Here is a 25,040-nt window from a genome sequence, read left to right as displayed (position 1 = left end):
GGAGAGGCGATGGCTCGGCTGGCCCCTCGCTCTGGACCTGGGTCCAATGTCTGTCAATCTAATGTCCGTCAAAGCAAAAGCCCGCCGGGTCACGAGGACCCAGGCGGGCTTGCGAAGCAACGAAGGGGAGCACGTAGCTCCCGGTCTCAGCGCGCCACGGCCTGGCTGAGCGCGCGGTGGACGGCCTCGAGTGCCTTGCGGGCCTCGAGCAGCTCGGCGCGCTCGGCGGTGAGCGAGGCCACCTGCTGGGCCAGCACGTCCCGCTCGCCCTGGAGCGTGTCCACGGCGCGGCGCAGCGCGGCGGCCTCGTCCTTGGAGGCCTCCAGCTCGCTGGCGAGCCGCTCCTCCTCGGAGAGGCTGTCAGCGAGCGCCTTCTTGGCCTCGGCGACGGCGGCCTCGAGGTTGGCGCGCTCCTGGGCAGCGGCCTGCATGGCCTGACGCGCCTCCTGCAGCGACAGCAGGGCCTCGTCGCGCTCACCTTCCAGCGCGGCCAGCTCGCGCTCAAGGTCGCCCAGCAGCTTCAGCCGGCCCTCCATCTCGGAGGCGAGCCGGCGGGCCTCGTCCATGCGCAGGCGGGCCTCCTCGGTGGCCTTCTCCGCCTGACGCCGAGACACCTCCAGCTCCTGCGTGAGCGAGAGGTTGAGGGCCTTCACCTTGGTGAGCTCATTCTGCAGCGCGGAGATGCGCTCCACCGCGCGCATGCCCGCCTCGGCGACGCTGGCCGGCAGGGGCTCGGGGCGCGGATTCTCGCGCACCGCCTTGAGGCGCTCCTTGAGCCGCTCGCGGCGGGCGTGCGTGTCCAGGTCTTCACGGGGCGAGGACGGCGTCTGCACCTCCACCTCGGGCTCGGGCGCCTCGACCCGGGCCACCGGCGCCGTGGGGGGCGTCATGGGAGGAGCGGCATGGGCCGGAGCAGCGGCCACCTCCGCGGCGTGGTGCTGCGCCTGGGACGGAGGCGAGCGCAGGGCCGCTTCAATCACCTCGGAGGCCGTGGGGCGCGGCGCGCGGGCGCGCTCGATACGGGCCCGCACCTCGGCGGACAGATCGTTGGTGGCGGCGGTCGGCGGCTCGGGCTCTCGCGTGGGCTCGGGGGCCGCGAGCCGCTCGGGCTCCGGCTCGGGAGCCTGCACCTGGGCCTGCGGCTCGACGGACTCCTGGGCCTCCTCGGGCGCGGCGGGATCGACGACGCCGGTGAAGGCCCCCAAGCGGAGGCGCGGCTTGGCGCGGGACACGTTCTGTTCGAAGGCCTTCTTCATGGGCTGTGCCTTGAAGCCGAAGAGGTGGGGTGACGTCAACCGGCCTGCTGCGTACCGCTATCGCTACCGGGAGCCGTGTTCACCCGCAAGCGTGGAAGCACGTTCTGGATGAGGGCCTCGATGTCGTTGGCCCCCTTGGAGTTGGGGTCGGCCACGAAGACGGGCCGGCCCTCGCTGGAGGCCTGGGCGAACTTGGTGCACTGCCGGATGATGGTGGGCAGCAGGTACTCCGGGTAGTGCGTCTGGAGGGCCTCGAGCGCCTCCTTCGCCAGCTTGAAGGTGGCGTTAAAGGAGTTGACCACGATGAAGACGTGGTCCAGCACGTGGTTGAGGTCCTCCTCCAGGCTCTGCACCGTCTCGAAGAGCAGCTTGAGGCCGTGGAAGGAGAGGAAGTCGGCCAGCACCGGGACGAACAGGTCGTTGGCCGCCATCAACGCGTTGAGGTTGAGCAGTCCGAAGGAGGGAGGCGCGTCGAAGACGATGACGTCGTACTGGGCCTCCACCTCCTTGAGGGCGTTGCGCAGCTTGAACTCGCGGCCCGCCATGGGCATCAGCGCCAGGTCCACCGTGGACATGGTGAGGTTGGAGGGGACGAAGTGCAGGTTGGGCAGGGAAGTCTTCTGGATGACCTCGGCCATGGGCGCCTTGCGCACCAGGACGTTGAGGAGCGTCTTCTCGAAGTCCTCGCCCTCGAAGCCCAGGCACTTGGTGGCGTGGCCCTGGCTGTCGAGGTCCACAATCAGGACGTTGTAGCCCAGTTCCGCCAGGCGCCAGGCGTAGGAGGTGGAGAGGGACGTCTTGCCGGTGCCACCCTTGAAGTTGAGGAAGAGCTGCTTGCGGCGGCCGAGCGACGGCGGGTACGCGCCGAGCTGTGCCCGCAACGCCCACACCTCCGTGCCGGTGTAGCTGTCCTGCTTCAGCGCCGAGGCGAGGGACTTCGGAGGCAGGCCGAGCATCTCGGCAACCTGCTTGGGGCTGTACGTCGGCGCATCCATGAGGAACCCTTCGTCGAATCTCAGGGGGGCATACCTTGCCTCAAGCGGCGAAGTATTTGTGCCCCCTCCTTATGATGGCTCCCCTGGCCACAAGCAGGGCGAGCGCCTCCTCCACGAGCTCCAGGGTCGCCGAGACCCCGGAAGCCAGCTCACCCAGCGAGCGGCCACGGATGGCCACGCGAATCTCCGACATCAACGGCCCGCACAGGGCTTCCACGGGGGAAGCAGCCGAGCGCGCGGCGGGACGCGAGGCGGGCGCAGCCGCTGCCTTCGGAGGGGCGGCGGGGGTGGCGGCGGTCCGGACAGCTTGGGCCGCGCTCCGAGCCGGGGCAGGCGCGGGGCGAGCGGATGCAGCGGCCTGGGCCGGAACGTGGACGGGCGCCACGGGCGCTGGAGCAGCGGCCACGGGAGCCGGCGCCACGGTGAGGCGCAGGGGCGGAGACGCCTTGGGGGCCAGCGAGGCGCGCACCGGCTGCACGGGGAGCCCGGCGAGCCGGCGAATCTCTCGGCGGCGATGGCCGTCATCCATGTTCACCACGGCGGAGACGTCCTGGCCGAGGATGCGCGAGAGGCTTTGCGCGGCCGAGCGGCGCACGCGCGTCTCGGGGTCCTTGAGGGCCTCCAGCAGCAGCGAGCGGGCGTGCTCCCCGCTGCCAGCCCCGAGTGCCAGGGCGGCGAGGCTGCGCACCTCGGGGTCCGAGTCGTGGATGGCCTCCTCACCCAGACGGCGCGCGTTCTCCCCTTCCAGGCCGAGCGCCAACAGCGAGGCGCGCCGACGCACAGCGCGGTCCGGGTCCTTCACGGCCTGGGCCAGGTGGGGCGCGGCCTCCTGGGGTGCCAGGGCCAACAGCGCCTTGAGGGAGGCGATGCGCACCTCGGGGACGGTGGAGGCCAGCAGGGGCGACACCACGGAGGCCCCCTCCTCCTTGCCCACCTCGGCGAAGGCGGCCAGCAGGGCGACCTGTACGGTGGGGTCCTTCTCCGCGTGCAGCGCGGTGGCCAGCGCGGGCGCGGCGGCCGACTGGCCCAGGGCCTTGAGGCGCTCGGCGGCACGCACGCGCGAGGTGGCATCCGGCGCCGACAGCTCGCGCACGGAGAAGCCAAAGAGGGTCTCGTCGCCGCCCCCGGACCCGGAGAGCTCCGCCAGCTGCCCGGGGCTCACCGCCAGCCGCCCCTCCAGCATGAGGCGCTGCGCATGCTGCATCACCGGAGAGACGTTCGCCGCCGAGGAGGAGGCCGCCACCACCGCGAGCGCGGGGGCCGGCTCTTCCTCCTGCTGGGAGCGCTGCGGCTCGGAGGGCGCGGGCCACGGGTACACGGGGGCGGGCTGCGCGGACACGGCCTCGGCCGGACGCGTGAGCGCCTCGCTGCGCAGCTGAGAGATGAAGGAGGCCAGGTCGATGCCCAGGCCGTCCTCGTCCTCTTCGCGCTCGGGCCGGTCCGAGGCACGGATGCGGCTGGCCTCCAGCAGCTTACCGAGCAACTGGCTGCGCTCGGTGCGCAGGGCCTGGTTGAGGCGGGTGAGCTCGTCGCGGTCGGCAGCCAGGCGGCCCAGTCGGACCTCCAGCTCCGCCACCTCGCGCCGCAGCGCCAGCTCTCGCTCCTCGGACAGGGTCAGCTCGCGCTTGAGGTGCTCCATCTCCTCGCGCGTGGACATCAGCTCATGGTGGAGCTGCTCGGCACGGGCCTCGAAGTAGACGATCTTTTCGAGTGCGCTCTTGAGCAGCGCGTCCGGACGCTCGTCACTCACAGCCTGAACAGCCCTCCCAACCGGGGCACGCCTGGAAGCCTCCGCACCTGGGAACGCGGGGGACTCCGGTACCCGGGGACCCCCGGGAGGGCGCCACCCTATGTCAGAACGTCATGCTAGGTAAACCCCTGAAATAGCTAGGACTTTTCCATTCCGACCCACCTCGGGGGTTGACAATCGCGCTGGGGCCGATTTCTCGGGCCTCTGGGCGATTCCGTCCCCGAGCAGCCAGCCGGCGGTTCCGGGCCCTTCCCCGCCTCCAGCCCAGGGAAGTGCAAAGCCCCCAACAGAGCCGCCTCCCCCCCGCCCCCCGGTTGTCGATTCTGAACCGACTCCAAAAGTTATCCGCTGACACGTGACTTCAAAAGTCATATAACCAGCGGAGTCAGGACGGAGCCGAGAGGATCCATGGCGTCGAAGACGACTTACCCAGTCACCCCCGAGCAGTCCTCTACGTCCAGGCGAGGCAAGCGCCATACGCGCAATAAGGAGGCCTCCGACCGGGAGAAACGAGAAGCGAAGCAGGAGCTATCCAAGGCCATGGGGGACACAGCCCGCGACGCCCGGCAACGGGCGGAGCTCACCCAGGCGGATGTGGCCGAGCGCATCGGCGTAGCCACGGAGGTTTACGGACGGTTGGAGCGGGGGCTGCTGATGCCGAGCGTCCCCACGCTGCGCCGACTGTGCCTGGCACTCAACCTCCAGGCGGATGTGTTGCTGTCACTCGGCTCGGGCCCTCTTCCCGCCTGGTCGGCGCCCCCCCAGCCTCCCTCGCCGGAGGGGCCCCTCATGCGGCGGCTGATGCGACATGTGCGCAAGCTCAACCCCGCGCAGCTCCGGGCGCTATCCATGGTGGCCGCCACGCTGCTCCGCGAGGGCTGAGCGGGGAGGGAGGCACGCGCGGGCCTTCGCGTTGGCGCAACCGATTGGCGCCTGCAATGAAGCAGTTCACACCTCGGGTGCGTACACGGATGGGGCATGACCTCTCGCCCTGCCTCTCCCCCTGCGCTTGATGTCCCACATCTCGCCGTTCATGCCCTCTGGTGGGCGTGGGTACCCGCCTTGTTGCTGGGTTGGGACGCCGTGTCCGAGGTGGGACGCGCTGCCCTGCTGGTGCTCGGCTTCGTGCTCCTGTTCTGGAACTACGCCGTGCTCCACAACCACATGCACGTGCCCATCGCGAGGCCTCGGGCCCTGCGCTGGCTCGTCTCTCGTACCCTGGGGCTGGCCTGTGGCTTCGCCTACCGCGGCTTCCACATCCACCACTTCAACCATCACAGGTACAACGATGGAGAGGGGGACTGGGGCCGCCGCCGCCCCGGTGAGGGCGCGCTCACCTATCTGGTGCGCTCCACCCTCACCCCCTGGTTCTGGCCCTACGCACTGCTGGGCCAAATCTGGAAGGTCGCGTCCCAGAAGAGGGGCCAGCGCGCCGAGCTGGTGCTGGACTTCGTCCTGCTGCAGGGGTCCCTGGTGGTGCTCGCACTGTGGCGGCCCTGGCTGGCCCTCTCCTACTTCGGCATGGTGCTCCTGGGGCAGCTCACCATCCACCTGCTGAACCTGGCCGCCCACCATGAGACGGACGCCACGCAGAAGGATGGCCTGGGCGTCACCTCGACGTCCCGCCTGTACAACCTGCTGTGCTTCAACGCGGGCTACCACCAGGCCCACCACCTGCGCCCACAGGCCCCCTGGCGGGAGCTGCCGGCCCTGACGGCACGCCTGGCCGGCGAGGGACTGGTTCGTCCAACACTGCAAACCCCGCTCGCCCCCATTCATCCTGCCTGGGTTGTCCGGCTCTTCCGGAGCTATGCTCCCGCGCCGTGCAATCCGCAGAAGGACTCGACGACTACCTCCGAGACCCCATCGGCCGCTACCTGACGGGGGAGAGCTTCCTCCATTGGTACGCCTCGCCCGAGGTGTGTGGATTTACCGTGTGGGGCAGGCCGGGCGAGGCGCAGATTCAACGGCTCACGCAGGTGCTGGACGTCGAGCTGGCGCCCTCGGCTCCCCACGTGTCGCTGGTGGATGCACGCCGGGTGGAGGCCCCGGACGCCAACGGCCTCGCCGTGCTGGTGAAGTACATGGTGCCGCGCATCTCCGGCTTCTCCCAGACGGTGAAGCGCCAGGCGCTGGTGCGGCCGGAGGGCATGGCCGGTGCGGTGGTGGGCGGCTTCTACAGCCTCGTCAGCTCCAGCTACCCCACCCGGGCCTTCGCGGATCCCCTCGAGGCGCTCTCCTGGTTGGGCCGTCCCGAGAGCGAGTCCCGCGCCCTCATGAACGAGCTCAACGACCTGGTGACCCAGCTCATGGGTCAGTCACCGCTGCTCGGCGAGCTGCACCGGGTGCTGCGGACGCGACTGGTGGACGCCAGCCTCACGGACGTCGCCCGAGAGATGGGCATGTCCGAGCGCACGCTCCAGCGCCGCCTGCGCGAGGCCGGCACCTCCTTCCAGTCCGAGCTCAACACGGTGCAGGTGCGCACCGCTCAAGCGCTCCTGCTGGAGAGCGACGCCAAGCTCACCGCCGTGGCCGTGGAGGTGGGGTGTGCCTCGCTCCAGCACTTCAGCAGCTTGTTCCGCAAGATGACGGGTGAGTCCCCCAGCGCCTGGCGGGCACGTCACCGCAATACACCCTAAGCTCCCTCAGGTAAGTGCGCCAAGGAGAGCCCCTGGGGACAAGCGCTGACAACCGCGGCCATTTCCCCTCTCCCCTCGGGAGAGGGACAGGGTGAGGGTATGGAAGTCCCGGGTTGAACCCCCTCTGTCCATACCGAGGGCCATGGGTTGAAGAACGGGCTCGACTACCCTCACCCCCCGCCCTCTCCCAGAGGGAGAGGGAGCATGCGCAACTCGGTTAGCTCGCGAGGCTGCACGGCGGCGCGGAGGTGCGCTCCGCCACCGTCGGCAACACCAGGACAAAGCGGGCGCCGCCCTCGCAGCGGTTCTCCGCATGCAGCGTGCCTCCCACTCGCGAGACGTACTCGCGGCACAGGGCCAGCCCCAGCCCCGTCCCCTTCCCCGGCGGCTTGGTGGTGAAGAAGGGCTCGAAGAGCCGCGACTGCACCTCGGGGGAGAGCCCCGGGCCGTTGTCCTCCACCTCCAACCTCACCCCGCTCTCCACTCGCTTTGCCCTCACCAGGATGTGGGCTCGGCGCGCGGGCACCGCCATCTCCACCGCGTCCGCTGCATTCAGCAGCAGATTCACCAACACCTGCACCAGCTGCCGCTGCCCCAGGCGCACCGACGGCAGCCCCGGCGTCACGTCCGTCGACACCTCGCCCAGGCTGCGCAGGCGCACCGACGCCAGCCGCTTCGCCTCGTGCAGGGCGTCCTCCGGCAACCCCTCCTCTCCCGTCTCCCCCTCACGCGAGAAGCGCCGCAGGTCCGCGACAATCTGCTGGATGCGCAGCACGCCCTGCTTCGTCTCCTCGAGCACGTCCCTCAGCTCCGCGCGGTCCACCGGCCCGTCCTCGCTCAGCAGCTCCTGCTCGAGGTAGTGCAGGTTCGACTTCACGAAGGCCAGCGGGTTGTTCACCTCGTGCGCCACCCCGGCGGCCAGCTGCCCCACCAGCACCAGCCGCTCCACCTCCGCGCGCTCTCGCTCGGCACGTACCCGCCGGCGCTCGCTCTCCGCCAGCCGCTCCAACGCCGCCAGCCGCTCCTGCTGCGCCACCCACCGCTCCTGCTGCGCCACCCACCGCTCCTGCTGCGCCACCCACCGCTCCTGCTGCGCCGCCTTCTCCGCGCTCCGCGTGCGCCGGTACGCCCCCGCCAGATAGATGGCGACCCCGCTGATGAGCCCGAAGCTCGACATGTGCAGCAGCATCTGGCGCAGCGGCATGTCGGCCAGCATGTCCAGCAGCAGCACCACCCCCATCATCCCCAAGCTCGTCAGGACGGTGGATCCACGCACCTCCGAGGCAAAGGTCGCAACGACGAGCGGCAGAGCGCTGAGCATCGGGAAGTAGGGACTGGCCGGCCCTCCCGTGACGTAGATGAGCAGCGTCGCCGCCACCAGGCTGACGAGCCCGGAACACACGCCCGACCACTCCGCCGGAATCCACCCCGCCCCTATCGCCGCCCCGAGCAGGACGAAGGTCGAGCTCCACCCCAGCAACGCCAGCAAGGGCGTCGGATCCAAGGAGCCCGACACCCCGCAGTGGCCGACGACGCCCAGCGCCAGGAGCGCCGCGCAGGCGAAGAAGTTCTTCCTCTTCACCTGCGCCAGGGTCTGCGACCCGAAGGAATCAACCATCATCGGGCTCTGCTGTAACATTTCAAGGGGACGGGATTATATAACAGAGTTCCTGGTAAGTCAGGTCTTCAACGCTCGGCGCTCCAGGGTGATGGACAGGAGAACTCACCGTCTGTCTAGGAGCGCTTCGCCGCGGGTCGCACCAGACGCCGCGTCTTGCCCAGGCGAATGCCCCCGGGAGAGCCCTTCTTCGCCGGGCCCCCGCCCCCCGAGAAGATGGGGTCCGGGCACACCGAGCGCAGCCGGCACCCGCGGCACTCGGCCCCGCTCCACACCGACTCGTAGAGCGCCGTCACCCGGTCGATGACATCAAAGTCCTCGGTGACGAAGCCCAGCTCGAAGTTGCGCGCGTCCTCGCCCTTGGCCCCCAGCCCCGCCCCGGTGAGGTTGGCGCTGCCCAGGTAGGCCCACGCCCCATCCACCAGCACCGTCTTGAAGTGCACCCGCGGGCACACCTTCAGCTCCAGCCCTCCCTTCACCAGCCGCGAGCGCTTATCGAACTCCGCCCGGAAGGGCCGGCTCGGCAGCTCCGCGTGCAGGAGCCTCAGCGCCACCCCTCGCGCCGCCAGGCCGTCCAGCACCTCCAGCACCGGCACGAAGCGCCCTCCCTGCTCCACGTACATGGCCTTCACATTCGCCGTGGAGATCCACACCGACTCGCGCGCGTGCGCCAGCTTGCCGAGCACCACTTCCCGGTACAGCGCGCCGCCGTCGAGCAACTCCGCCTGGATGGGCCGCATGCCTACATGCTCGCACACCCGCCGAACCGTCGCGAGCTTCGCATCGACCCCCGCGAAATGACCCGAGGTCATTGACAGCCAACCCGGACCCCCTTAGTTGATGACCCATGGTCAGCAACAACGCCAGGCGGGTGATGGCCCAGCGTGCGCGCAAGGAGGAGGACAAGGAGGCGCGGCGGCGGCAGCTGCTGGACGCGGCGCTGGAGCTCTACCGGGGCACCTCGTACGACGAGGTGAAGATGGCGGACGTGGCGGAGCGGGCGCAGCTGGCCAAGGGGACGGTGTTCCTCTACTTCCCCACCAAGGAGGCGCTCTTCCTGGCGCTGCTGGAGGAGCAGCTCTTCGCCTGGTTCGCGCGGCTGGAGGCGACGCTGGCGCGCGGCGAGGAGCGGTGGACGGGGGCGCAGATGGCGCGCACCGTGGCGGGGTCAATGGAGGGGGAGGAGCCGCTCACCCGGCTGCTGGCGCGGCTGCAGACGGTGCTGGAGCAGAACGTCACCGTCGAGCAGGTGCGCGGCTTCAAGGAGCGGCTGCTGGAGGCGCTCGGGCGAGCAGGAGCCCTGGTGGAGCAGCGGCTGCCCTTCTTGAAGCCCGGAGAGGGCGTGCGATTCTTTCTCCACGTGCACGCCCTGGTCGTGGGCCTGCGGCAACTGGCCGACCTGACCCCTGTGGTCCGACAGGTCCACGAGGCCGCCCCCCACCTCCATCCCCTCCGGGTGGACTTCTCCCGCGAGCTCACGGAGGCCCTCAGCGGCCTCCTGCGGGGGCTCGAGACCCGCTGACCCAGCGCGGCAGGTGCGCGTCCAGGCGTGAACAGTCACATCGCCGCTCAGAGGACCATCCACGAGAGGATGGCTTAGAGCCTGTGAGCGGCGGAATTCGAAGGCGAACGGAACCCAGAGGAGACGAAGCAATGCGCGTGGTGGATACGAACGAACAGGCTCGGAAGAACCCCCTCCAGGAGACCTTCGAGCGCCTTCGGGCGCGTCGCTGGGACATGGCGCACACCAGCGCGAAGGAGCGCATCGCCCGGCTGCGCAAGCTGCGCGACACCCTCGTCCAGCGGCGCGAGGCGCTCTACCAGGCGCTGCACGCGGACTTCCGCAAGCCGGCGGCCGAGGCGGAGAACACCGAGGTGCTGATGGTGTTGATGGAGATCGACCACGCCATCAAGCACCTGGCGAAGTGGATGAAGCCGCGCAAGGTGGGCACGCCCGTGCTGCTCGCCGGCACGCGCAGCGAGGTGCGCTACGAGCCCAAGGGCGTGGTGCTCATCATCGCGCCGTGGAACTACCCCTTCCAGCTGACCATCTCCCCCCTGGTGGCGGCGTTGGCGGCGGGCAACTGCGTGGTGCTCAAGCCGAGCGAGAAGACGCCGCACACGTCCGCCTTCATCCAGCAGCTCGTGCGCGACGTGTTCGACCCATCCGAGGTGACGGTGGTGCTGGGCGGCGCGCAGGAGAGCCAGGCGCTGCTGGAGCTGCCCTTCGATCACTTCTTCTTCACGGGCGGCCCGAAGGTGGGGCGCAAGGTGATGGAGGCGGCGGCGAAGCACCTGGCCGGGGTGACGCTGGAGCTGGGCGGCAAGTCGCCCGCCGTGGTGGATGAGACAGCGGACATCAAGACCACCGCTGAGCGCCTCGCCTTCGGCAAGTTCCTCAACGGCGGCCAGACGTGCGTGGCGCCGGACTACGTGCTCGTGCCCGCCTCGAAGGAGCAGGAGCTGCTCGCGCGGATGCGTGAAACGATTGAGCGCTTCTACGGCAAGACGGAGGAGGCGCGGAAGGCCAACCCGGACTTCTGCCGCATGGTGGATGACGCGCAGTTCACCCGGGTGAATCGGCTGCTGGAGCGCTCCGTGGCCAACGGGGCCCGCGTGGTGGTGGGCGGCACGGTGGACGCGGCCAGCCGCTACATCGCGCCCACGGTGCTGGCGGACGTGAAGCCGGAGACGCCCATCATGGAGGAGGAGATCTTCGGCCCGGTGCTGCCGGTGCTGCGCTACGAGCGGCTGGAGGACGCGGTACGACACATCCGCGCGGGGACCAAGCCGCTGGCCATGTACATCTTCAGCCAGGACTCCCAGACGGTGGAGCGGCTGCTGTCGGAGACGTCCGCGGGCGGCACGTGCGTGAACACGGCGGTGGTGCACCTGAGCAACGCGGAGCTGCCCTTCGGCGGCGTCGGCGAGAGCGGCATGGGCAACTACCACGGCGAGTACGGCTTCCGGACCTTCAGCCACGAACGCGCGGTGCTGCGCCAGGGCCCCCTCTCCCTGCTGGGCACCCTCTTCCCGCCGTACACGGAGAAGTCGCGGAAGATGGGGCGCATGGCCAGCCGTCTCTTCGAGTAGAAAGCCCCCGTGCTCAGCGTCGACCCTCATCCGTTGCTGGACGTGGTGGCCTTCGAGGTCACCTTTCCCTCGCCCCTGTCCGCCTCGCCCTCACCCGAGTGGCTGGTGGCACTGCTGAAGCCGGACGCGTCGGCGCCCCTGAGCGCCGATGACGGCGTGCGTGGCGCGGTGAGGGATTTGTTGCGCCACGGCGGCTACAAGCCCACGGGCCGGGGCAAGCCGGCCTCGGAGTACCTGGTGCGGGCCGCGGGTGACGGCTCGCTCGGCTCCATCAACGCCGCGGTGGACGTGTGCAACGCGGTGTCGCTGCACAGCGGGCTGCCCATCAGCGTGGTGGACCTGGACCGAGCCCGGCCACCGCTGCGCATCGGCATCGCGCCCGAGGGCTCCTCGTATGTCTTCAACGCCTCCGGGCAGAGCATCGACCTCGGAGGCCTGCTGTGCCTCTTCGACGCGGAGGGCCCCTGCGCCAACGCGGTGAAGGACGCGCAGCGCACCAAGACCCAGGGCGACACGCGCCGCACCCTCACCGTGCTGTGGGGAACGAAGGCCCTGCCAGGACGCACGGAGCAGGCCTTCTCCTGGTACCGCGAGCTGCTCGAGCGACTGGGCGCGACGGTGGAGCGGCGGTCCTGAGCGCGCCAGAGCTCGCCCCCCTGCTGGCAAATGGAGCCCGTGCGCTGTCGGCGGCCTGGGGACGCCCGGTGCTGCTCGGCTCGCCTGAGCTCCTGAAGACAGGGACGCGCAGCGTGGTGGTGCGCGCCCAGGTGCGGGGCGGCCCCGTACCGGGCGTCATCCTCAAGCACTTCCACGATGAACCGGTGTGCGGGTTCGACGACTGGGCGGGCACGGAGTTCCTCACCCGCCGCGCGCCGGAGCAGGGGCCCCACTTCCTCGCGGGCGACGTGGACGCGCGACTCTTCGTCCAGGAAGACCTGGGACGTGGACGCACGCTGGAGGAACTGCTGCGCGGAGAGGATGAGCGCGCCGCGGCCGGAGGCGTGCTGAGCACCGCCCGGCTCACCGGACAGCTCCATGCACGGACGATGGGCCTGCAGTCCGAATACGAGCTCATCCGCCAGGCGCTGCCTCCCCGGCACCAGCGGGTGCGGGTGGAGAACGCACGCTACCTGCTTGAGCACGAGGGGCGGCTGCTGCGCTGGCTCTCGGCGTTGGGAGCGGAGGCGGCTCCGGGCACGCGCGAGGACCTCGAGACGGTGGCGCGCGCGCTGGCGGACCCAGGGCCCTTCCTCGCCTTCACGCACGGGGACCTCGCCCCGAGCAACGTCCTCTTCACCCTGGAGGGCCCGCGCCTGCTCGACTTCGAGTACGCGGGCATGCGCCACGCGATGTACGACGCGCTGATGTGGCTCGTCACCGTCCCCTTCCCGGACGAGCTCGTGTCCCGCGCGGACATCACCTACCGCATCGCGCTCTCGTCCCAGTGCGAAGCAGCCCAGGTGGACTCGCAGTGGGCTCGGGCCCGCGCCACGGTCGCGCTGGCGCGCACGGTGAACCTCTTCCAGTGGCTGCCCCCGCGCGTGCTGGAGGAGGACCGAGAGTGGGCGCCGGGCCTCTCCGAGCGCGCCGCCCTCCTGCACCACCTCGCACGCTGCCGGGCCCTGCTCGCCCCCGTGGATGGCTTCCCCGGCCTCGCCCGCACGCTGCAAACGCTGGAGTCACGCCTGAGCGAGCGCTGGACGGTGCCGCCCTTCGTGTGGCCCGCGCTCCAGCAGGTCGGTCACTGAAGCGCCAGCTCGCGGAGGAGCGTGGCCACCACTGTGTCCGGCTCCGCCGTGGAGACATCCACCGCCAGGGCTCCCCGCGGTACCTCCAGCGCCGAGAGCTGGCTTTCGAGCAGCGTCGGCGACATGTAGTGACCCGAGCGCCGCTTCAGCCGCTCAGCGATGAGCTCACGCGGCGCATGCAGGTACACCCACCGCTGCCGCGCCGCATCGACCGTCAGCCGCTCCCGGTAGACGCCCTTCAGGGCCGAGCACGCCAGCACCACGTCCTCCCCCGCCTCCAGCGCGCTCCGCACCACCTCCCGCAGCCGCTCGAGCCAGGGCGCCCGGTCCTCATCCGTCAGCGGGATTCCCGCGGCCATCTTCGTGACGTTCCCAACGGGGTGGAAGTCATCCGCGTCCAGGAAGCGCCACCCGAGCGCTGCCGCAAGCCGCGACCCCACCGTCGTCTTCCCCACTCCGGATACTCCCATCACGATGACCACCACGCGTGCGCCCTCCGACCCTCCTCATATACGGCCCCAGGTGATGACACCGGGTGCACATCCACCGTATCCAAGCAGGTAGAGCAGAAGTTCCATCGAAACCGGCCAGATGTGGAAGTTTTGATCAATCGACTCCGAGCAGACTGAACGAATTGAACACCTGCCCCGGAGGACAGGGGGACGTGCGCTGCGCGTCATCGCAATCACCTGATTTCTCATCGCCGCGCACTCCCTGCGACACTGTCCACACATCATCCATCCACCCACGGACAGAGCATGGAGTTTGCACATGGAACTCGCCCTGCATGCACTGCGAGCACTGTTCGTCAGAACATCCCGCGAGTCTCTCGTGCGAGGACCAGGAGACCTGGACCGACGTCGACTCCACGGGCCCGGCGCCACGTCAGGTGGCCTCTGCGACACCGGCCCTGGTGGACCTGTGCGGCCGCACGCTCGGTCACTACAGGCTCACCCAGATGCTGGGCAGCGGCGGCATGGGCACGGTGTACCTCGCTGAGCAGATCATCATCGGCGCTCGGGTGGCGGTGAAGGTGCTGCACCCGGACATGGCCCAGGACACCCAGTTGCGCTCGCGCTTCTACGCCGAGGCGCGCACGGTGAACCTCATCGGCCACCCCAACATCGTGCGCATCTTCGACATCAACGAGTCGAAGGACGGCATCCACTACTTCGTCATGGAGTACCTGGAGGGCACGCCTCTGTCGCGGCTGCCGCGCCCCGTGGAGCCGGGGCTGTTGGCCTGGCTGCTCGTCCAGGCGTGTGACGCACTGGAGGCCGTGCACCGCAGCGGCGTGGTGCACCGCGACCTCAAGCCGGACAACCTCCTCATGATGGAGCGACCGGGAGAGCTGCCCACGCTCAAGGTGCTCGACTTCGGCGTGGCCAAGGCGCTGCACGACACCGCCACCTCGGAGCCGACAATGGCCGGGCAGGTGTTCGGGACCCCCGCGTACATGGCGCCGGAGCAGTGGGCGGGCCAGCCCGTGGATGGACGCGCGGATGTCTACTCCCTGGGCGTCACGGGCTACCTGCTCCTCACCGGCCAGTTCCCCTACCCGCGCGGACAGCTCGCCGAGCTGGTGCTCTCGCCGGAGCCGCCCCCGCTGCGCCCTCCTCATGAGCTGGCCCCGGCCGTGCCCGAGGCGCTCTCGCGGACCCTGATGCGCGCCCTCGCCCGCAACCCGGCGGAGCGCTTCGCCAGCGCACTCGACTTCAAGAAGGCCCTGCTCGCCGTCGTCCGGCCCGCACCGCGGCCCTACCCGGTGCCCTTGCCGTTGCGCCCGTCCACCAGCACCCCCATCCCCGCGATTCCGTCCCGGCCCGAGCCCAATGATCCCACGCCGCCGCCCACCTGGACGGCCCGCGTGCGCAACAACACCGGCTCCGTGGTGGTGCATTGCAGTGAGATCAGCCGCGGCGGCGTCTTCATGTGCTGCGCCGAGCCCTTCCCCGAGCTCTTCACCCGGCTCGAGTTCACCCTGCAGATCGGCGGTGAGGAGGTGGAGTGCGTGGGAGAGGTGGTGCGGCACGTGGACTCCGCCCTGGCGCGCTCCTGGCGCATGTCTCCGGGCGTGGGCCTCCAGTTCATCAACCCTTCTGCCCGGTTGCGCGAGCTCCTGATACGCCTGCGCCCTCCGCGCCGTCCCTCCGCGGCGCTACAGCCCCCCCCTGTCCAGGAGGCCCTTGCACACCTCTGAGCAGGGCCTCTGTCCACTTCCGGTCATCCTGGGGTCGGGAACGTCTCTTCTTCGACGGCGCGAGAGCCAAAACAGGGCACTGCCTGTGCGTCATGGATACGTTCATGTGCGCATGAAGCGCGGATCTGGTGAGGCGACCCGGGGGGGTTGGATGCTGGCGCTCGTGTGCGCCGTGCTGCTGGGAGCCTGCCGGGATCCGGCGCGGGCCTCGGGGACGGCGCTCTACGTCACCACCGAGTTCGATCCCACCCTGTTACTCACTCAAGTGCGAGTGTGGGGCACGGTGGAGGGCGACGGTTCCACCTTCGGGCCTGACCTCCTGCCCGAGCAACCGGACCGACTGCTCTACAGCGGGGAGACGTTGCGCGTGCTGCTGGGTGACATTGCCAACGGCACACAGGCGCAGGTGTCCATCGAGGGACTGCGCAACGGCGTCGTGGTGGCGCGAGGCCAGGGCAGCGCACAAATCCGCGACGGGTATGAGGTGGACGTCACCCTGCGACTGGAGCCGGCCACACCGGACAACCCGGATGGGGGAACCTTCTGTGTCGGGTGCGATGGCTGCTGCAGGCAGGGCGTCTGCTTGGACCGAACGTTCCAGACCTGCGGCGCGGGCGGCATCGCCTGCGTGACGTGTGATGAAGCACGCGCCGACACCTGTGACAGCCGTGGCGTCTGCGTCTGCGGGAAGAATCCCGCCTGCAGTGGCGTGGGCGTGGATCGCTGCGCGAACGGGCAGTGCAGGTGCGGCAACGGCCCGGCCTGCGCCGCGGGACAGGCGTGCGTAAACGGAACCTGTCTCTGCACCTCGAACTCCTGCTCGGGCTGCTGCTTGAACAACACCTGCCAGCAGGGCAACACGAAGGACGCGTGCGGCAAGGGTGGCGAGGCCTGCTTCCAGTGCAAGAAGGGCTGCGACACGGACCGGACCTGCAAGTGAACGTCGGCCTGACCCGGCTCACTGCACAGTGAAGCCACGCGAGGTGCCCCGGTAGGGTCGCACGCGACCATCCCAGCCGGACTTCCAGTCCCCCTCGTGGACGATGCGGTAGGTGCCTGGCTGCGCATCCGGGGGGATGGTCCACTCGATGGTGACGTGCGAGCATGCCAGGGTGGGCAGGCAGTAACCGCGCCGCCACGTGTACTTCGTCTCCCAATCCCAGTCGTACGCCACGTCCTCCCACAGCAGCCCGGCGCGGCGCTGCACGCGCAGGTAGGTGCCTTGGATGTGCGGCTCGTTCTTCGGGTGCCCGCCCAGGAAGGTGACGCGCACCGTCTCCCCGCGTGCATAGGAGTCGTTCGCGTCCACGAGGACGTCTCCGAAGTCCTTCCACAGCGGCTTGTCATCGAAGAGGACGCCGGGCCGCAGATGGCTCTGCTGACGGCACAGGTCGCGCGGCAGGGGGCCCGAGGGCAGCGATGAGCCCTCGCGCAGGGCCTGGGCCAGGGAGTCGAACGTCTGCTGAATCGCCGCCAACGTCCAAGGGCCAAAGTGGGTGGAGGCCCCCTCATACTCCTGCTTGGCGTACTCCTCGCGCGTGGCGACATAGCCGGAGTAGCCGTTGGACAGACCCGCGATGACCACCTCCGTCACCCCCGCGGGCTCCAACCGGGCCCGTACCGTCTCGCGCAGGCGGCGCCCCGCCATCGTCGTCAGCTCGAAGGGCACCGCCACCAACGCCACGTTGCCCACGGTGACGAGCTGCATCGGCAGCACCTCAGGGCTCCACGGAACGGGCTTCATCGAGCCGATCCGCAACACGATGGGCTTCTCCGCCTGACAGGGCGTCGTGGTGGTGGCGCAGGTGAAGGAACTCCACACATCGTGCATGGCGGCGCACGTCGCGCCCTCTCCCCCTCCCACGCCCGGCCCGTCCTCCGCGCCCGACAACATGGAGATGCCGATGGCCGCCGGACAGGTGTGCCGCGCGGTGCCGTCCGTGAACTCGGGCCGCACCTCCACGTCGTCCATCTTCACGTAGATGTGCCGGTAGTCCACCCCGCCAGTGAGGGGCGTGGTGGCGCTCGCGTAGAGCGAGGCGGCGCGCTCGTACTGCTTACGGCCTGAAATCTCCGTGCTCTCGAAGTCGTCCCTGCCGCCGCCGTCCTCGCCCCCGAAGATGTTGGGCGTCACGTCGCCCTCGTTGGCCTGCGCGAAGGCAGCCACGAAGGTCTCACCTTGGGCGTCGTAGCGCGTGCCCTTTGCCTTCTCGAAGAGATAGGAGGCGTACCCCTTGTTGTCGCCGCTGATGTAGCGGTGCGTCATCCCCATCGAGGTGGTGTGCACCGCGAACCAGTTGATGAGCCCCACCTCCACACCCGACTCCTTGGTGAAGCGCAGCAGCGTCATCCGCTTGTCTGTGTCGTAGGCGTAGCGCGCGCGCTCCTCGGGCGGGTTGAGGCGGTAGGCCTCGGGCGAGCGGTTGAGGCTCGCGTCGAGCAGATCCCCCGCCGCCAGGGTGATGTGGCCTGGACCCAGGTGCTCGTGGGCTCGAACGATGGATTGGTAGATGCCCTCGACGATGATGTCGAAGTTCTTCGGCTCAAAGCCGAACGTGCTCAAGTTGTAGAGCGCGTAGTGCGAGTAGCCCCCCGGCCCGCTGTGGGTGTGGGTGGCGCTCAGCAGCACGTTGTCATCGGAGTAGATCGGCCCATACGTGGCCCGCAACCGCTCCAGCACCTGCTGCTTCACTCCCTGGAACACCATGCCCAGGTCCGCGCTGACGATCGCCACGCGCTTGCCGTTGCACGGTGAGGCGATGACGAAGGCCCGCGAGCGCAGACGCTGGTGGATGCCCGTCGTCTGCTGCTCCAGCTCCACGTAGCCCATCATCCCCACCTCGGCGGCGGGGCCGGTGATGTCGTAGATACCGCTTCCGATGAGGAACGACTGCTGCCCGGCGCAGGAGCCCCCAAGCCCCTGACCGCCCTGCGCCACCGGGAGCTCGGTCCCCGTCTGTCCCTCTCGGGAACCACGGTGGCCACAGGCGGCGAGCACCAACGCCAGCACGAGCACACCCAGACGGATGACGGACGAATGCACACAGACCTCCACGAAGGGCTTTGGAGCCCTTCTTGAAGGTTAGGAACCCCCAACGAGCGGTGCAGGGTAGAGCGACGGCCCTGCTCAGGAGACCCGGGGCAGCGTCACCCGGAAGACGGTCCCCCTGCCCACGGAGGAGGTCACGGTGATACTCCCCCCGAGCGCGCGCACGATGTCCCGGCACACGGAGAGCGCCGGCCCCGGGCGAGCCTCCCGCGCCGTGAAGAGCGGCTCGAAGACGTGGGGGAGCTGCTCGGGTGGGATGCCAGCGCCGGTGTCATGCACCTCGACCACCACGCGGCTCGCCCCGTCCTCGCGGGTGACGAGGCGCACCTCGTTCCTCTCCGTGTCTTCCCCATCAGGCAGGGACAGCACGGCGTGAAGGACGAGGTTGAGCAGGGCCTGGCGCAGCCCGCTCTCGCTGCCAGCCACCAGGGCCTGGGCGCTGTAGTCGCGCACCAGGCGCCCACGCGAGCGCAGCATGCTGGACACCATCTGGCCCACCGTGTCGAGCAGCGTGTTCACGTCCACCGGCCCCTGCTCCGACTCCGCTCGGAAGCTGCGCAGGTGGCCAATGAGCTGCCGCAGCCGCTCGGCCCCCTCGTGCACCTCGCCGATCGCCTCGCGCCACTCGGCCACCTGGCTGGCCGGGGCAGCCCCCGCCACGTCCCCCATGCTGGAGAGCAGGTACTCCAGGTTGGCGAGCATGAAGGCGAGCGGGTTGTTCATCTCGTGCGCGAAGCCCGGCACGAGCATGCCCAGCGTGGCCAGCCGGTCCGACTGCTGGAGGCACGCCTGGAGTTGGCGGCGCTCGGTGGTGTCCGACAGCGTCCCCAGCATCTCGCCCTGGCCCGTCGGCGAGCTGTGAGCGGCCAGCTCCACCCACCGAGGACCGCCGGAAGCGAGCAACCGCAGTTCGAGCCGGAAGGACGCCTGCACACGCGCGGCGATCGCATCCAAGAGCGCCTGCACGCGCGGCCGGTCCTCGGGGTGCACCATCTCCACCAGCGGCTGCCCGAGCACGTCCTCCACCGTCAGGCCGGTGAGCGAGGTCCAGGTAGAGCCCAGGAAGGTGAGGTTGCCCTGGCCATCGAGGTGGAAGACCACCTCACGGAGCTGCTCCGCCAGGAAGTGGTAGCGAAGCGCATCCGCGGACAGTCCTGAGCGGAGGCTGGCGGCAAGCGCCAGGAGGCCCATCCTCGACAGCGTACCCGGCGTCGGGCTCTCCGCATTGAAGGCGATGGCCTGCGACAATTCCTGGTACGCCATACCGCGCTCCTTTCCCCCGGGGAGACGGTCGCACTTCAGAAGACGGATTCCCCCTGCCGTCTGCCGAGGGCTCCTCCCGCGTACACACCCCGCCGGACCGAGCCCTCTACATGTTCGAGAGCATAAGACCCTCGAATGAAGCGGCGTCAAATCGGGGGCCCCCCTCCGGTTCTGTTTTCTCGGGAGTCGACAGGAATACCGGGGAAAACCAGTCAGTCAGTCCCCGGAATCGTCAGATGGTGGCCAGGAGGGATCTGGGGCACCGGAGCGGCGGCGATCCCGGCGATCGCCGATCACCCGAGCGGGGACGCCAGCGACGATGGCCCAGGGAGGCACATCCCGGGTGACGACGGCCCCCATGCCCACCACGCTGTGATCGCCAAGGCGCACCCCGTCCGTGATGCCGGCGTTGGCACCCACCCACACATCCTTGCCCAGCACGATGCCACGCGAGGTGACGGGCTGAGAGCGGACGGACCGATCCGGGGCCAGGCCGTGATCAAAGGCATAGAGGGTGGCACCGGTGGCGATGCGGCTGCCCTCGCCGATGTGGATGCCCGCGGCGCCTCCATCCAGGCTGACGCGCGCGTTGAGGCTCACCCCAGCCTCGAGCACCACCGGCCCATGAACGAAGGTATTGGCGGCGATGCTCACCCCGGGGCCCACGATGCGAATGGGGCGGCCCGGCTCGGCGAACAGGTGCGCTTCCGGAGAGATGAAGCAGCCCTCGGCAATCTCCACTGTCTCCAGTTCGCGCAGTCGGTCCTGCACTTCCTTCTGCCAGGCCTCGGCCCAGGCGCGGTGACGTGGCTTGAGCGTGAAGTAGAGCCACGGCATCCAGGAGAGGCGCTGCTTGTGCTGCTCGCGTCTGCGGGCGTCGAGATCGTCCACGGCTTTTGACTACCACGACCGCGCGCGGCCAGCCTCGGGAGCGATGCGGAGATGTTGGCCTGGGTGACGTCACGTGCTACTGCGCCCGCCCCTCCCTCCTCGAGGACCCCGGCCTCCGCGACCTCCAATGACCCCCCCTCCGGCTCATCGCCTCGGCACTCGGCGTGTTGCTCGTCTCTTCCCAGCGGCTCTCCTGGCATCTTGATGGGCCCTGCTCGAACCCCACATCACGGCGGATCATATGGATATCGGAAAGAGCATCTTCGAAGCGATAAACCTTCTCGGGTTGATTCACGAGAAGACTCAGTCTCCAGAGGAGAAGGAGCTGCTTCTCATCGCAGCCGAAGCGCTCAGGTTCATCAATACGACCGGCCAGCAGTATGAGTTCGAGGACTACCGCGAGGATCTCGGGACCGAAGGACCACCGATGGTGATCGCCGGCTTCGCAACGCGCGAAGACGCGGAGAACTGGCTGAAGAACCATCCCAAGCCGCCCCATATGGCCTTCGTTCTGATCGCGGACGAATATCACACCGTCTATTACTGGCGTGAGCACAACCTCCGCAGGATGCCCTCCACTCCCACGGTTGAGTACCATCTCGAGGAGATGATGAAGGCCGGCCTTCCCCCGCCTGTCGCCACGTTCGACACGCGAGAGGAGGCGAAGGCCTGGTTCTACAAGCTGCCCCAAAAGCCCTCGCAAGCCGTCATCCAGCTCGGGGGTGAGCCCTACCTCGCGGCGTACCACCGCAACATCGACCACCTGGCCTTCCACCCCTTCTCCCTCGTCGACAGGCTGAAGGAGTCCAAGCCGCAACCCTGACGTCCTCGGGGAATTTGTTGGAGGAGACTCGAAGCCCTCTATGACTGTATCCAGCAACACACGACTCATCGCCTCGGCACTCAGCGTGCTGCTCATCTCTTGCGGCACCACCCGCGCGACCACCTCGCCCGATGCCGAAGAACTCACCCGCTATGTACTCGTCATCCAGGAATCACCCGATGGTCAGGTGACCCACGACTGGCGACGTGCCGAGGACTTCGATCTCTCGGGGTACAGGCTCCCCTCGAACGCCAGTGGGTCATATGGACGCATCGTGCGCGTGGCGAGTCATCCGCGTGACTGTCATGAGGAGTTCAATGAGTGCGTCGACAAATGCGTGGACCGTCCGCTTCCGCGGGGACATGGACACATCAGGGCAGGTCAAAAGGGAATGGGTAGAAAGAAAACCTGGTGTCGCGAACAATGTTGGCAACCCTATCGCGACTGCGAGGAACTACAGGGTCGCCGTCCCCAGGAGTTCTCGGCCACGGAAGAGGCGGTTGAATGGTTGAAACGTAACCATCAATCGCTCTTGGTGGGAAGCATCGTAGTCATCGCGGGCGTTGCTTTCGTCACGGCTTCCGCCGGTGCGGGGTTCTTTGTCCTCGCTCCGGCGGCTTTTCTGGCTTCCTGACGTGTCCTGCTAGAACCCCCCACAGCACAACGGCATCACATGGAAATCGGAAAACTCATTTTCGAAGCAATGAACCTCATCGGGTTGACTTATGAAAACACCCAGTCCCCGGAGGAGAAGGAGTTGCTTCTCACCGCGTCCGATGCGCTCAGCTTCATCACGACAACAGGTCAGCAATATGAGTTCGAGGACTACCGCGAGGATCTCAAGACCGAAGGACCCGAGATGGTGATCGCCACCTTCGCGGCGCGCGAAGACGCGGAGGCCTGGCTGAAAAACCATCCCAAACCGCCTCACATGGCCTCAGTGTTGATCGCGGACGAGTACAACCTCGTCGTGTATGACCGTGCTCGGAACTTCCGCAGACTGCTCTCCCATCACACCATCGAACACCACCTCCAGGAGATGATGCAGGCCGGCCTTCCTTCGCCGGTGGCCACCTTCGACACGCGAGAGGAGGCGAAGGCCTGGTTCTACAATCAGCCCCAGAAGCCCTCGCAAGCCGTCATCCAGCTCGGGGGTGAGCCCTACCTCATGGCGTACCACCGCAACATCGACCACCTGGCCTTCCACCCCTTCTCCCTCGTCGGCAGGCTGAAAGGCTCCAAGCCGCAACCCTGACGTCCCCGGGAATCTCGTCCCAGGAGGGCGGGGCCCGCGCGGCGGGGAGTACCGCTTCGAGGGCCCAGCTCGGGCGCGGAGAAGAAAGAGGTCCGTGAATGAGCTGGCGCTGGAGCGTTTGTCACGAGCAGAGGACGACCGCATTGCCTATCGAATGAAGCGCCCACTGCCGGGCGGCATGACGCACCTGTTCTTCAGCGGGCTGGAACTTCTACGCAGACAAGCAACTGCGTATCACGAAGGCAGGAGATACGTACCTGCGCCGGCTCCGGGCAGGGGGCCCCCAGGCCCTCTGTGGCTCAGCGGTACTTCTCGATGAACCGGGTCACCGCCTCGAGGAAGGCCTCGGGCTCCTCGAAGGGTGGCAGGTGCGCGGAGTTCTCGAAGATGACGAGGAACTTGTGCTCGGGAGGTGTACCCAGGTTGTCATAGGCGTCGTACGCCATGGCGACCGGCACCGCGCCGTCGTGCCGCCCCCACAGCACGAGTGAGGGGATGGTGATGCGCGAGAGCTTCGGGGACATCTGCAGCGCGTCATAGAAGGCGTCGTCGGAGAGGATCTTCTCGAGGACGATACCGTTGTTCGTGCGCATGGCCCCCAACGAGAAGGGCGAGAAGAGCAGCAGCTCCGCGCCAGCGCCGGGCGAATTCGACGGATCAAGGATGTAGCCCCCCGCCTTGGTGCACAGGCGCTGCCATTTCCAGAGACTGTCGCTGCTCATCCGCGTCCCCTTCATCGACTCGGCCCACTCGGGAACGCCGCGCCACGTGTCCACCTCCTCGCCCGCGGCCAGCTTCCGCTCGGCGTGGACCTTCACGTAGTCGAGCGTGAAGTCCCAGTTCTTCTGCCAGTCGTGGTTGCCATCCATATCGATCCATCCGGCCACACCCTCCTGGTGTTCGAGGAGGTAGGCGGTCCCCAGGGTGCCGCCCCAGCTCGGGCCGAGGAGGAAGAGCTTCTGGACATCATGGCGCTGGCGAAGCGCGCTGATGACGGCGTGGGTGTCCGCGACGAACTGCTCGAGCGAGAGCGTCTCGGGTGTGGGGTTGCCCTGGGCCACCCCGGTGGCGCGCTGGTCCCAGTAGACGACGGCGTACTTCTCCTCGAGGGACTCCGTGACGGGCGACAAATAGGACATGCCCGAATTGCCAGGGCCTCCGGCGAGCACCACCATGAAGACACCGGAGTCCGTGTTGCCACGCACCCACACCGGCAGGTCCGCGCCGGCACTGCGCACGAAGAAGAGATCGCCCTCGGTCTGGAACCGGCCGCAGCCAGTCACGAGCGCGGCGAGCAAGAGGGCGACGGTCGCGAGGGTTCTCATTGGAAGCGGACTCCGAGCTGCACGGCCGCATGGGGCAGCAGCCGCTGGTTGAAGGGGAACTGGCCGAAGAGCGTCAAGCGGGTGAAGAGGGCGAGCGGGGCGACTCCATTGCGTTGCAGATCCCAGCCCAGGCCCAAGCTGGCGGTGGGCATGACGGCGGGCCTGCCGGCGTCCGCCGCGGGCAGCACGGAGCCATCCGGCGAGACCTCATAGACAGGGCCTTGCAGGAAGGAGTGCAGGTAGCCGGCGCCGACGAGCAGCTCTCCATACAGGCCGAAGGGAGCCGTGAGGCGTCCGCCCATCTCGGCGGATGCGAAGAGCCCCACGTGATTGCGCGGATGGACGTAGCCGCCCAGATTGCCCGTCAGGACGACGGCACCGACGTCACCACGGACCAGGCTCAGCTCCGTCCCGACGGTGAGTCCCGGATGGACGAGCGTCTCTCCAAAGTACGCCACGGTCAGCGGAAGGCGCGTCGGAGATTCCTCGGCGCGGGCCGGAGAGGAGAAGAAGGCGGCAGCGGATATCACGGCGGCGAGCGCCAGCCGCACGGAGGGGCGGGACAGGAGGGGCCCTGGATGCCGAGGTGTTCCCGCCTGAGTGACGGTTGAGTGCAATGTCATGCACCATGAAACACCGTGACATTCCCGGACTGTCACCGCGTCCTGCTCTCACGTTCTCCAGGTGGGGCCTGGATGGATCATCCGCGTGCCGGACCAATCATCGGTCCTGACCGGCCCTGGACCGGAACGCGCCAGCTCTTCTTCCCGCGCTCGAGCTCCCAGGCGTAGCGCCCGCCGCGGGTCGGCGCGCGGATGCAGTCGTGAGCGAGCAGGTCATCCGGTTGCTCCGGGGTGCCCCTGCGCGCGAGGTAGGCGGGCGCGGCGACCACGACGAACCGGCTCGGCCTGGACAGTCGCACCTGCACCATGTCGCGCTCGATGGACTCGGCCGGTCGCTTCGCTCGGGCGGCCCCATCAGCGTCCCTCCTCCTCCCCTCTCTGCTCCCTCCCTCCCCTCCATGCGTCCAGCGCACCGTCACCCTCGGCAACATGACGTTTCCTCAGTAGCCGTCGACTGCCCTATCCGCTGGGCTCGCCCGGACCCTCTGTCTCATCAGTCGTCACGCGCTCTC

The 25,040-nt window shown here is 68.5% G+C and carries 23 protein-coding genes and 1 pseudogene; 12 read left to right on the top strand and 12 right to left on the bottom strand.

What is annotated here, in order from left to right; translation table 11 throughout:
- Nucleotides 1–146: 146 nt before the first annotated feature.
- The 3 genes from F0U60_RS05480 to F0U60_RS05470 are packed head-to-tail and all read right to left on the bottom strand — an operon-like array spanning nt 147 to nt 4,001.
- Nucleotides 147–1,256 carry an extensin-like protein gene (locus F0U60_RS05480; RefSeq protein WP_395825994.1) on the bottom strand — a complete coding sequence of 370 codons (1,110 nt, stop codon included), beginning with the start codon at nt 1,254–1,256 and terminating at the stop codon, nt 147–149.
- A 35-nt stretch (nt 1,257–1,291) separates the two neighbouring features.
- The gene (locus F0U60_RS05475; RefSeq protein WP_395814914.1) at nt 1,292–2,251 is read right to left on the bottom strand and encodes a ParA family protein; all 960 of its coding nucleotides are present in this window, start codon (nt 2,249–2,251) and stop codon (nt 1,292–1,294) included.
- Nucleotides 2,252–2,291: 40 nt separating this feature from the next.
- Nucleotides 2,292–4,001, bottom strand: coding sequence for a HEAT repeat domain-containing protein (locus F0U60_RS05470; RefSeq protein WP_395814911.1), 1,710 nt, complete (start codon nt 3,999–4,001; stop codon nt 2,292–2,294).
- A gap of 540 nt (nt 4,002–4,541) precedes the next feature.
- Here F0U60_RS05470 and F0U60_RS05465 point away from each other — a divergent pair.
- The 3 genes from F0U60_RS05465 (at nt 4,542) to F0U60_RS05455 (ending at nt 6,640) form a co-directional block, all read left to right on the top strand.
- On the top strand, nt 4,542–4,883 hold the full coding sequence (locus F0U60_RS05465; protein ID WP_395825991.1) for a helix-turn-helix transcriptional regulator: 342 nt from the start codon (nt 4,542–4,544) through the stop codon (nt 4,881–4,883).
- 201 nt (nt 4,884–5,084) lie between these two features.
- Nucleotides 5,085–5,882: a fatty acid desaturase family protein gene (locus F0U60_RS05460; RefSeq protein ID WP_395814909.1), complete on the top strand. Its 798-nt coding sequence runs from the start codon at nt 5,085–5,087 to the stop codon at nt 5,880–5,882.
- 80 nt (nt 5,883–5,962) lie between these two features.
- Entirely contained in the window at nt 5,963–6,640 is a 678-nt protein-coding gene (locus tag F0U60_RS05455; protein WP_395825988.1) for a helix-turn-helix domain-containing protein, read from the top strand.
- A 217-nt stretch (nt 6,641–6,857) separates the two neighbouring features.
- Here the strand turns inward: F0U60_RS05455 and F0U60_RS05450 are convergent, their stop codons facing one another.
- On the bottom strand, nt 6,858–8,261 hold the full coding sequence (locus F0U60_RS05450; protein ID WP_395814906.1) for a sensor histidine kinase: 1,404 nt from the start codon (nt 8,259–8,261) through the stop codon (nt 6,858–6,860).
- A gap of 113 nt (nt 8,262–8,374) precedes the next feature.
- Nucleotides 8,375–8,998, bottom strand: a complete 624-nt coding sequence (locus F0U60_RS05445; RefSeq protein WP_395825985.1) for a phospholipase D-like domain-containing protein — start codon at nt 8,996–8,998, stop codon at nt 8,375–8,377.
- A gap of 107 nt (nt 8,999–9,105) precedes the next feature.
- Between F0U60_RS05445 and F0U60_RS05440 the strand changes: the two genes are divergently transcribed.
- From F0U60_RS05440 to F0U60_RS05425, 4 genes are all read left to right on the top strand, one after another.
- Nucleotides 9,106–9,780 (top strand): TetR family transcriptional regulator, encoded by a 675-nt coding sequence (locus tag F0U60_RS05440; protein WP_395814903.1) that lies wholly within the window; start codon nt 9,106–9,108, stop codon nt 9,778–9,780.
- A gap of 131 nt (nt 9,781–9,911) precedes the next feature.
- Nucleotides 9,912–11,351 carry an aldehyde dehydrogenase family protein gene (locus F0U60_RS05435; RefSeq protein WP_395814900.1) on the top strand — a complete coding sequence of 480 codons (1,440 nt, stop codon included), beginning with the start codon at nt 9,912–9,914 and terminating at the stop codon, nt 11,349–11,351.
- 9 nt (nt 11,352–11,360) lie between these two features.
- Nucleotides 11,361–11,987, top strand: a complete 627-nt coding sequence (locus F0U60_RS05430; RefSeq protein ID WP_395814898.1) for a phenylalanine--tRNA ligase beta subunit-related protein — start codon at nt 11,361–11,363, stop codon at nt 11,985–11,987.
- A 68-nt stretch (nt 11,988–12,055) separates the two neighbouring features.
- Nucleotides 12,056–13,099: a phosphotransferase family protein gene (locus tag F0U60_RS05425; RefSeq protein WP_395814895.1), complete on the top strand. Its 1,044-nt coding sequence runs from the start codon at nt 12,056–12,058 to the stop codon at nt 13,097–13,099.
- Here F0U60_RS05425 and F0U60_RS05420 read toward each other — a convergent pair.
- Nucleotides 13,093–13,584, bottom strand: coding sequence for a gluconokinase (locus F0U60_RS05420; protein WP_395814892.1), 492 nt, complete (start codon nt 13,582–13,584; stop codon nt 13,093–13,095). The genes F0U60_RS05425 and F0U60_RS05420 overlap by 7 nt on opposite strands.
- Before the next feature lie 404 nt (nt 13,585–13,988).
- Here F0U60_RS05420 and F0U60_RS05415 point away from each other — a divergent pair, with 404 nt between their 5' ends.
- Both F0U60_RS05415 and F0U60_RS05410 read left to right on the top strand, forming a co-directional pair.
- Nucleotides 13,989–15,299 (top strand): serine/threonine-protein kinase, encoded by a 1,311-nt coding sequence (locus F0U60_RS05415; protein WP_395814889.1) that lies wholly within the window; start codon nt 13,989–13,991, stop codon nt 15,297–15,299.
- A 112-nt stretch (nt 15,300–15,411) separates the two neighbouring features.
- Nucleotides 15,412–16,239: a hypothetical protein gene (locus F0U60_RS05410; protein ID WP_395814886.1), complete on the top strand. Its 828-nt coding sequence runs from the start codon at nt 15,412–15,414 to the stop codon at nt 16,237–16,239.
- Nucleotides 16,240–16,257: 18 nt separating this feature from the next.
- Here the strand turns inward: F0U60_RS05410 and F0U60_RS05405 are convergent, their stop codons facing one another.
- The 3 genes from F0U60_RS05405 to F0U60_RS05395 form a co-directional block, all read right to left on the bottom strand.
- Entirely contained in the window at nt 16,258–18,342 is a 2,085-nt protein-coding gene (locus F0U60_RS05405) for a neutral/alkaline ceramidase (RefSeq protein WP_395814883.1), read from the bottom strand.
- Nucleotides 18,343–18,426: 84 nt separating this feature from the next.
- Nucleotides 18,427–19,611: a nitrogen regulation protein NR(II) gene (locus tag F0U60_RS05400; protein ID WP_395814880.1), complete on the bottom strand. Its 1,185-nt coding sequence runs from the start codon at nt 19,609–19,611 to the stop codon at nt 18,427–18,429.
- 216 nt (nt 19,612–19,827) lie between these two features.
- On the bottom strand, nt 19,828–20,448 hold the full coding sequence (locus tag F0U60_RS05395; RefSeq protein WP_395825981.1) for an acyltransferase: 621 nt from the start codon (nt 20,446–20,448) through the stop codon (nt 19,828–19,830).
- Nucleotides 20,449–20,743: 295 nt separating this feature from the next.
- Between F0U60_RS05395 and F0U60_RS05390 the strand changes: the two genes are divergently transcribed.
- The 3 genes from F0U60_RS05390 to F0U60_RS05380 are packed head-to-tail and all read left to right on the top strand — an operon-like array spanning nt 20,744 to nt 22,580.
- The gene (locus tag F0U60_RS05390) at nt 20,744–21,325 is read left to right on the top strand and encodes a head protein (protein ID WP_395814877.1); all 582 of its coding nucleotides are present in this window, start codon (nt 20,744–20,746) and stop codon (nt 21,323–21,325) included.
- 40 nt (nt 21,326–21,365) lie between these two features.
- Complete coding sequence (locus F0U60_RS05385; protein WP_395814874.1) at nt 21,366–21,959, top strand: hypothetical protein; 594 nt, start codon at nt 21,366–21,368, stop codon at nt 21,957–21,959.
- A gap of 39 nt (nt 21,960–21,998) precedes the next feature.
- On the top strand, nt 21,999–22,580 hold the full coding sequence (locus F0U60_RS05380; RefSeq protein WP_395814871.1) for a head protein: 582 nt from the start codon (nt 21,999–22,001) through the stop codon (nt 22,578–22,580).
- A 299-nt stretch (nt 22,581–22,879) separates the two neighbouring features.
- Here the strand turns inward: F0U60_RS05380 and F0U60_RS05375 are convergent, their stop codons facing one another.
- The 3 genes and pseudogenes from F0U60_RS05375 to F0U60_RS05365 all read right to left on the bottom strand — a co-directional run.
- A complete protein-coding gene (locus tag F0U60_RS05375) occupies nt 22,880–23,905 on the bottom strand; it encodes an alpha/beta fold hydrolase (protein ID WP_395814868.1) in 1,026 nt (341 codons plus the stop codon).
- Nucleotides 23,902–24,528: a hypothetical protein gene (locus F0U60_RS05370; RefSeq protein ID WP_395814865.1), complete on the bottom strand. Its 627-nt coding sequence runs from the start codon at nt 24,526–24,528 to the stop codon at nt 23,902–23,904. The genes F0U60_RS05375 and F0U60_RS05370 overlap by 4 nt, the downstream gene beginning before the upstream one ends.
- Before the next feature lie 113 nt (nt 24,529–24,641).
- Nucleotides 24,642–24,959 (bottom strand): annotated as a pseudogene (locus F0U60_RS05365) (LysR substrate-binding domain-containing protein); the annotation flags it as partial.
- Nucleotides 24,960–25,040 lie beyond the last annotated feature (81 nt).

The sequence above is a fragment of the Archangium minus genome (genome assembly GCF_044360475.1).
GTDB lineage: Bacteria > Myxococcota > Myxococcia > Myxococcales > Myxococcaceae > Archangium > Archangium minus.
Note: the sequence above shows the minus strand (reverse complement) of the source record. Positions and strands in the feature narration are given on the sequence as shown.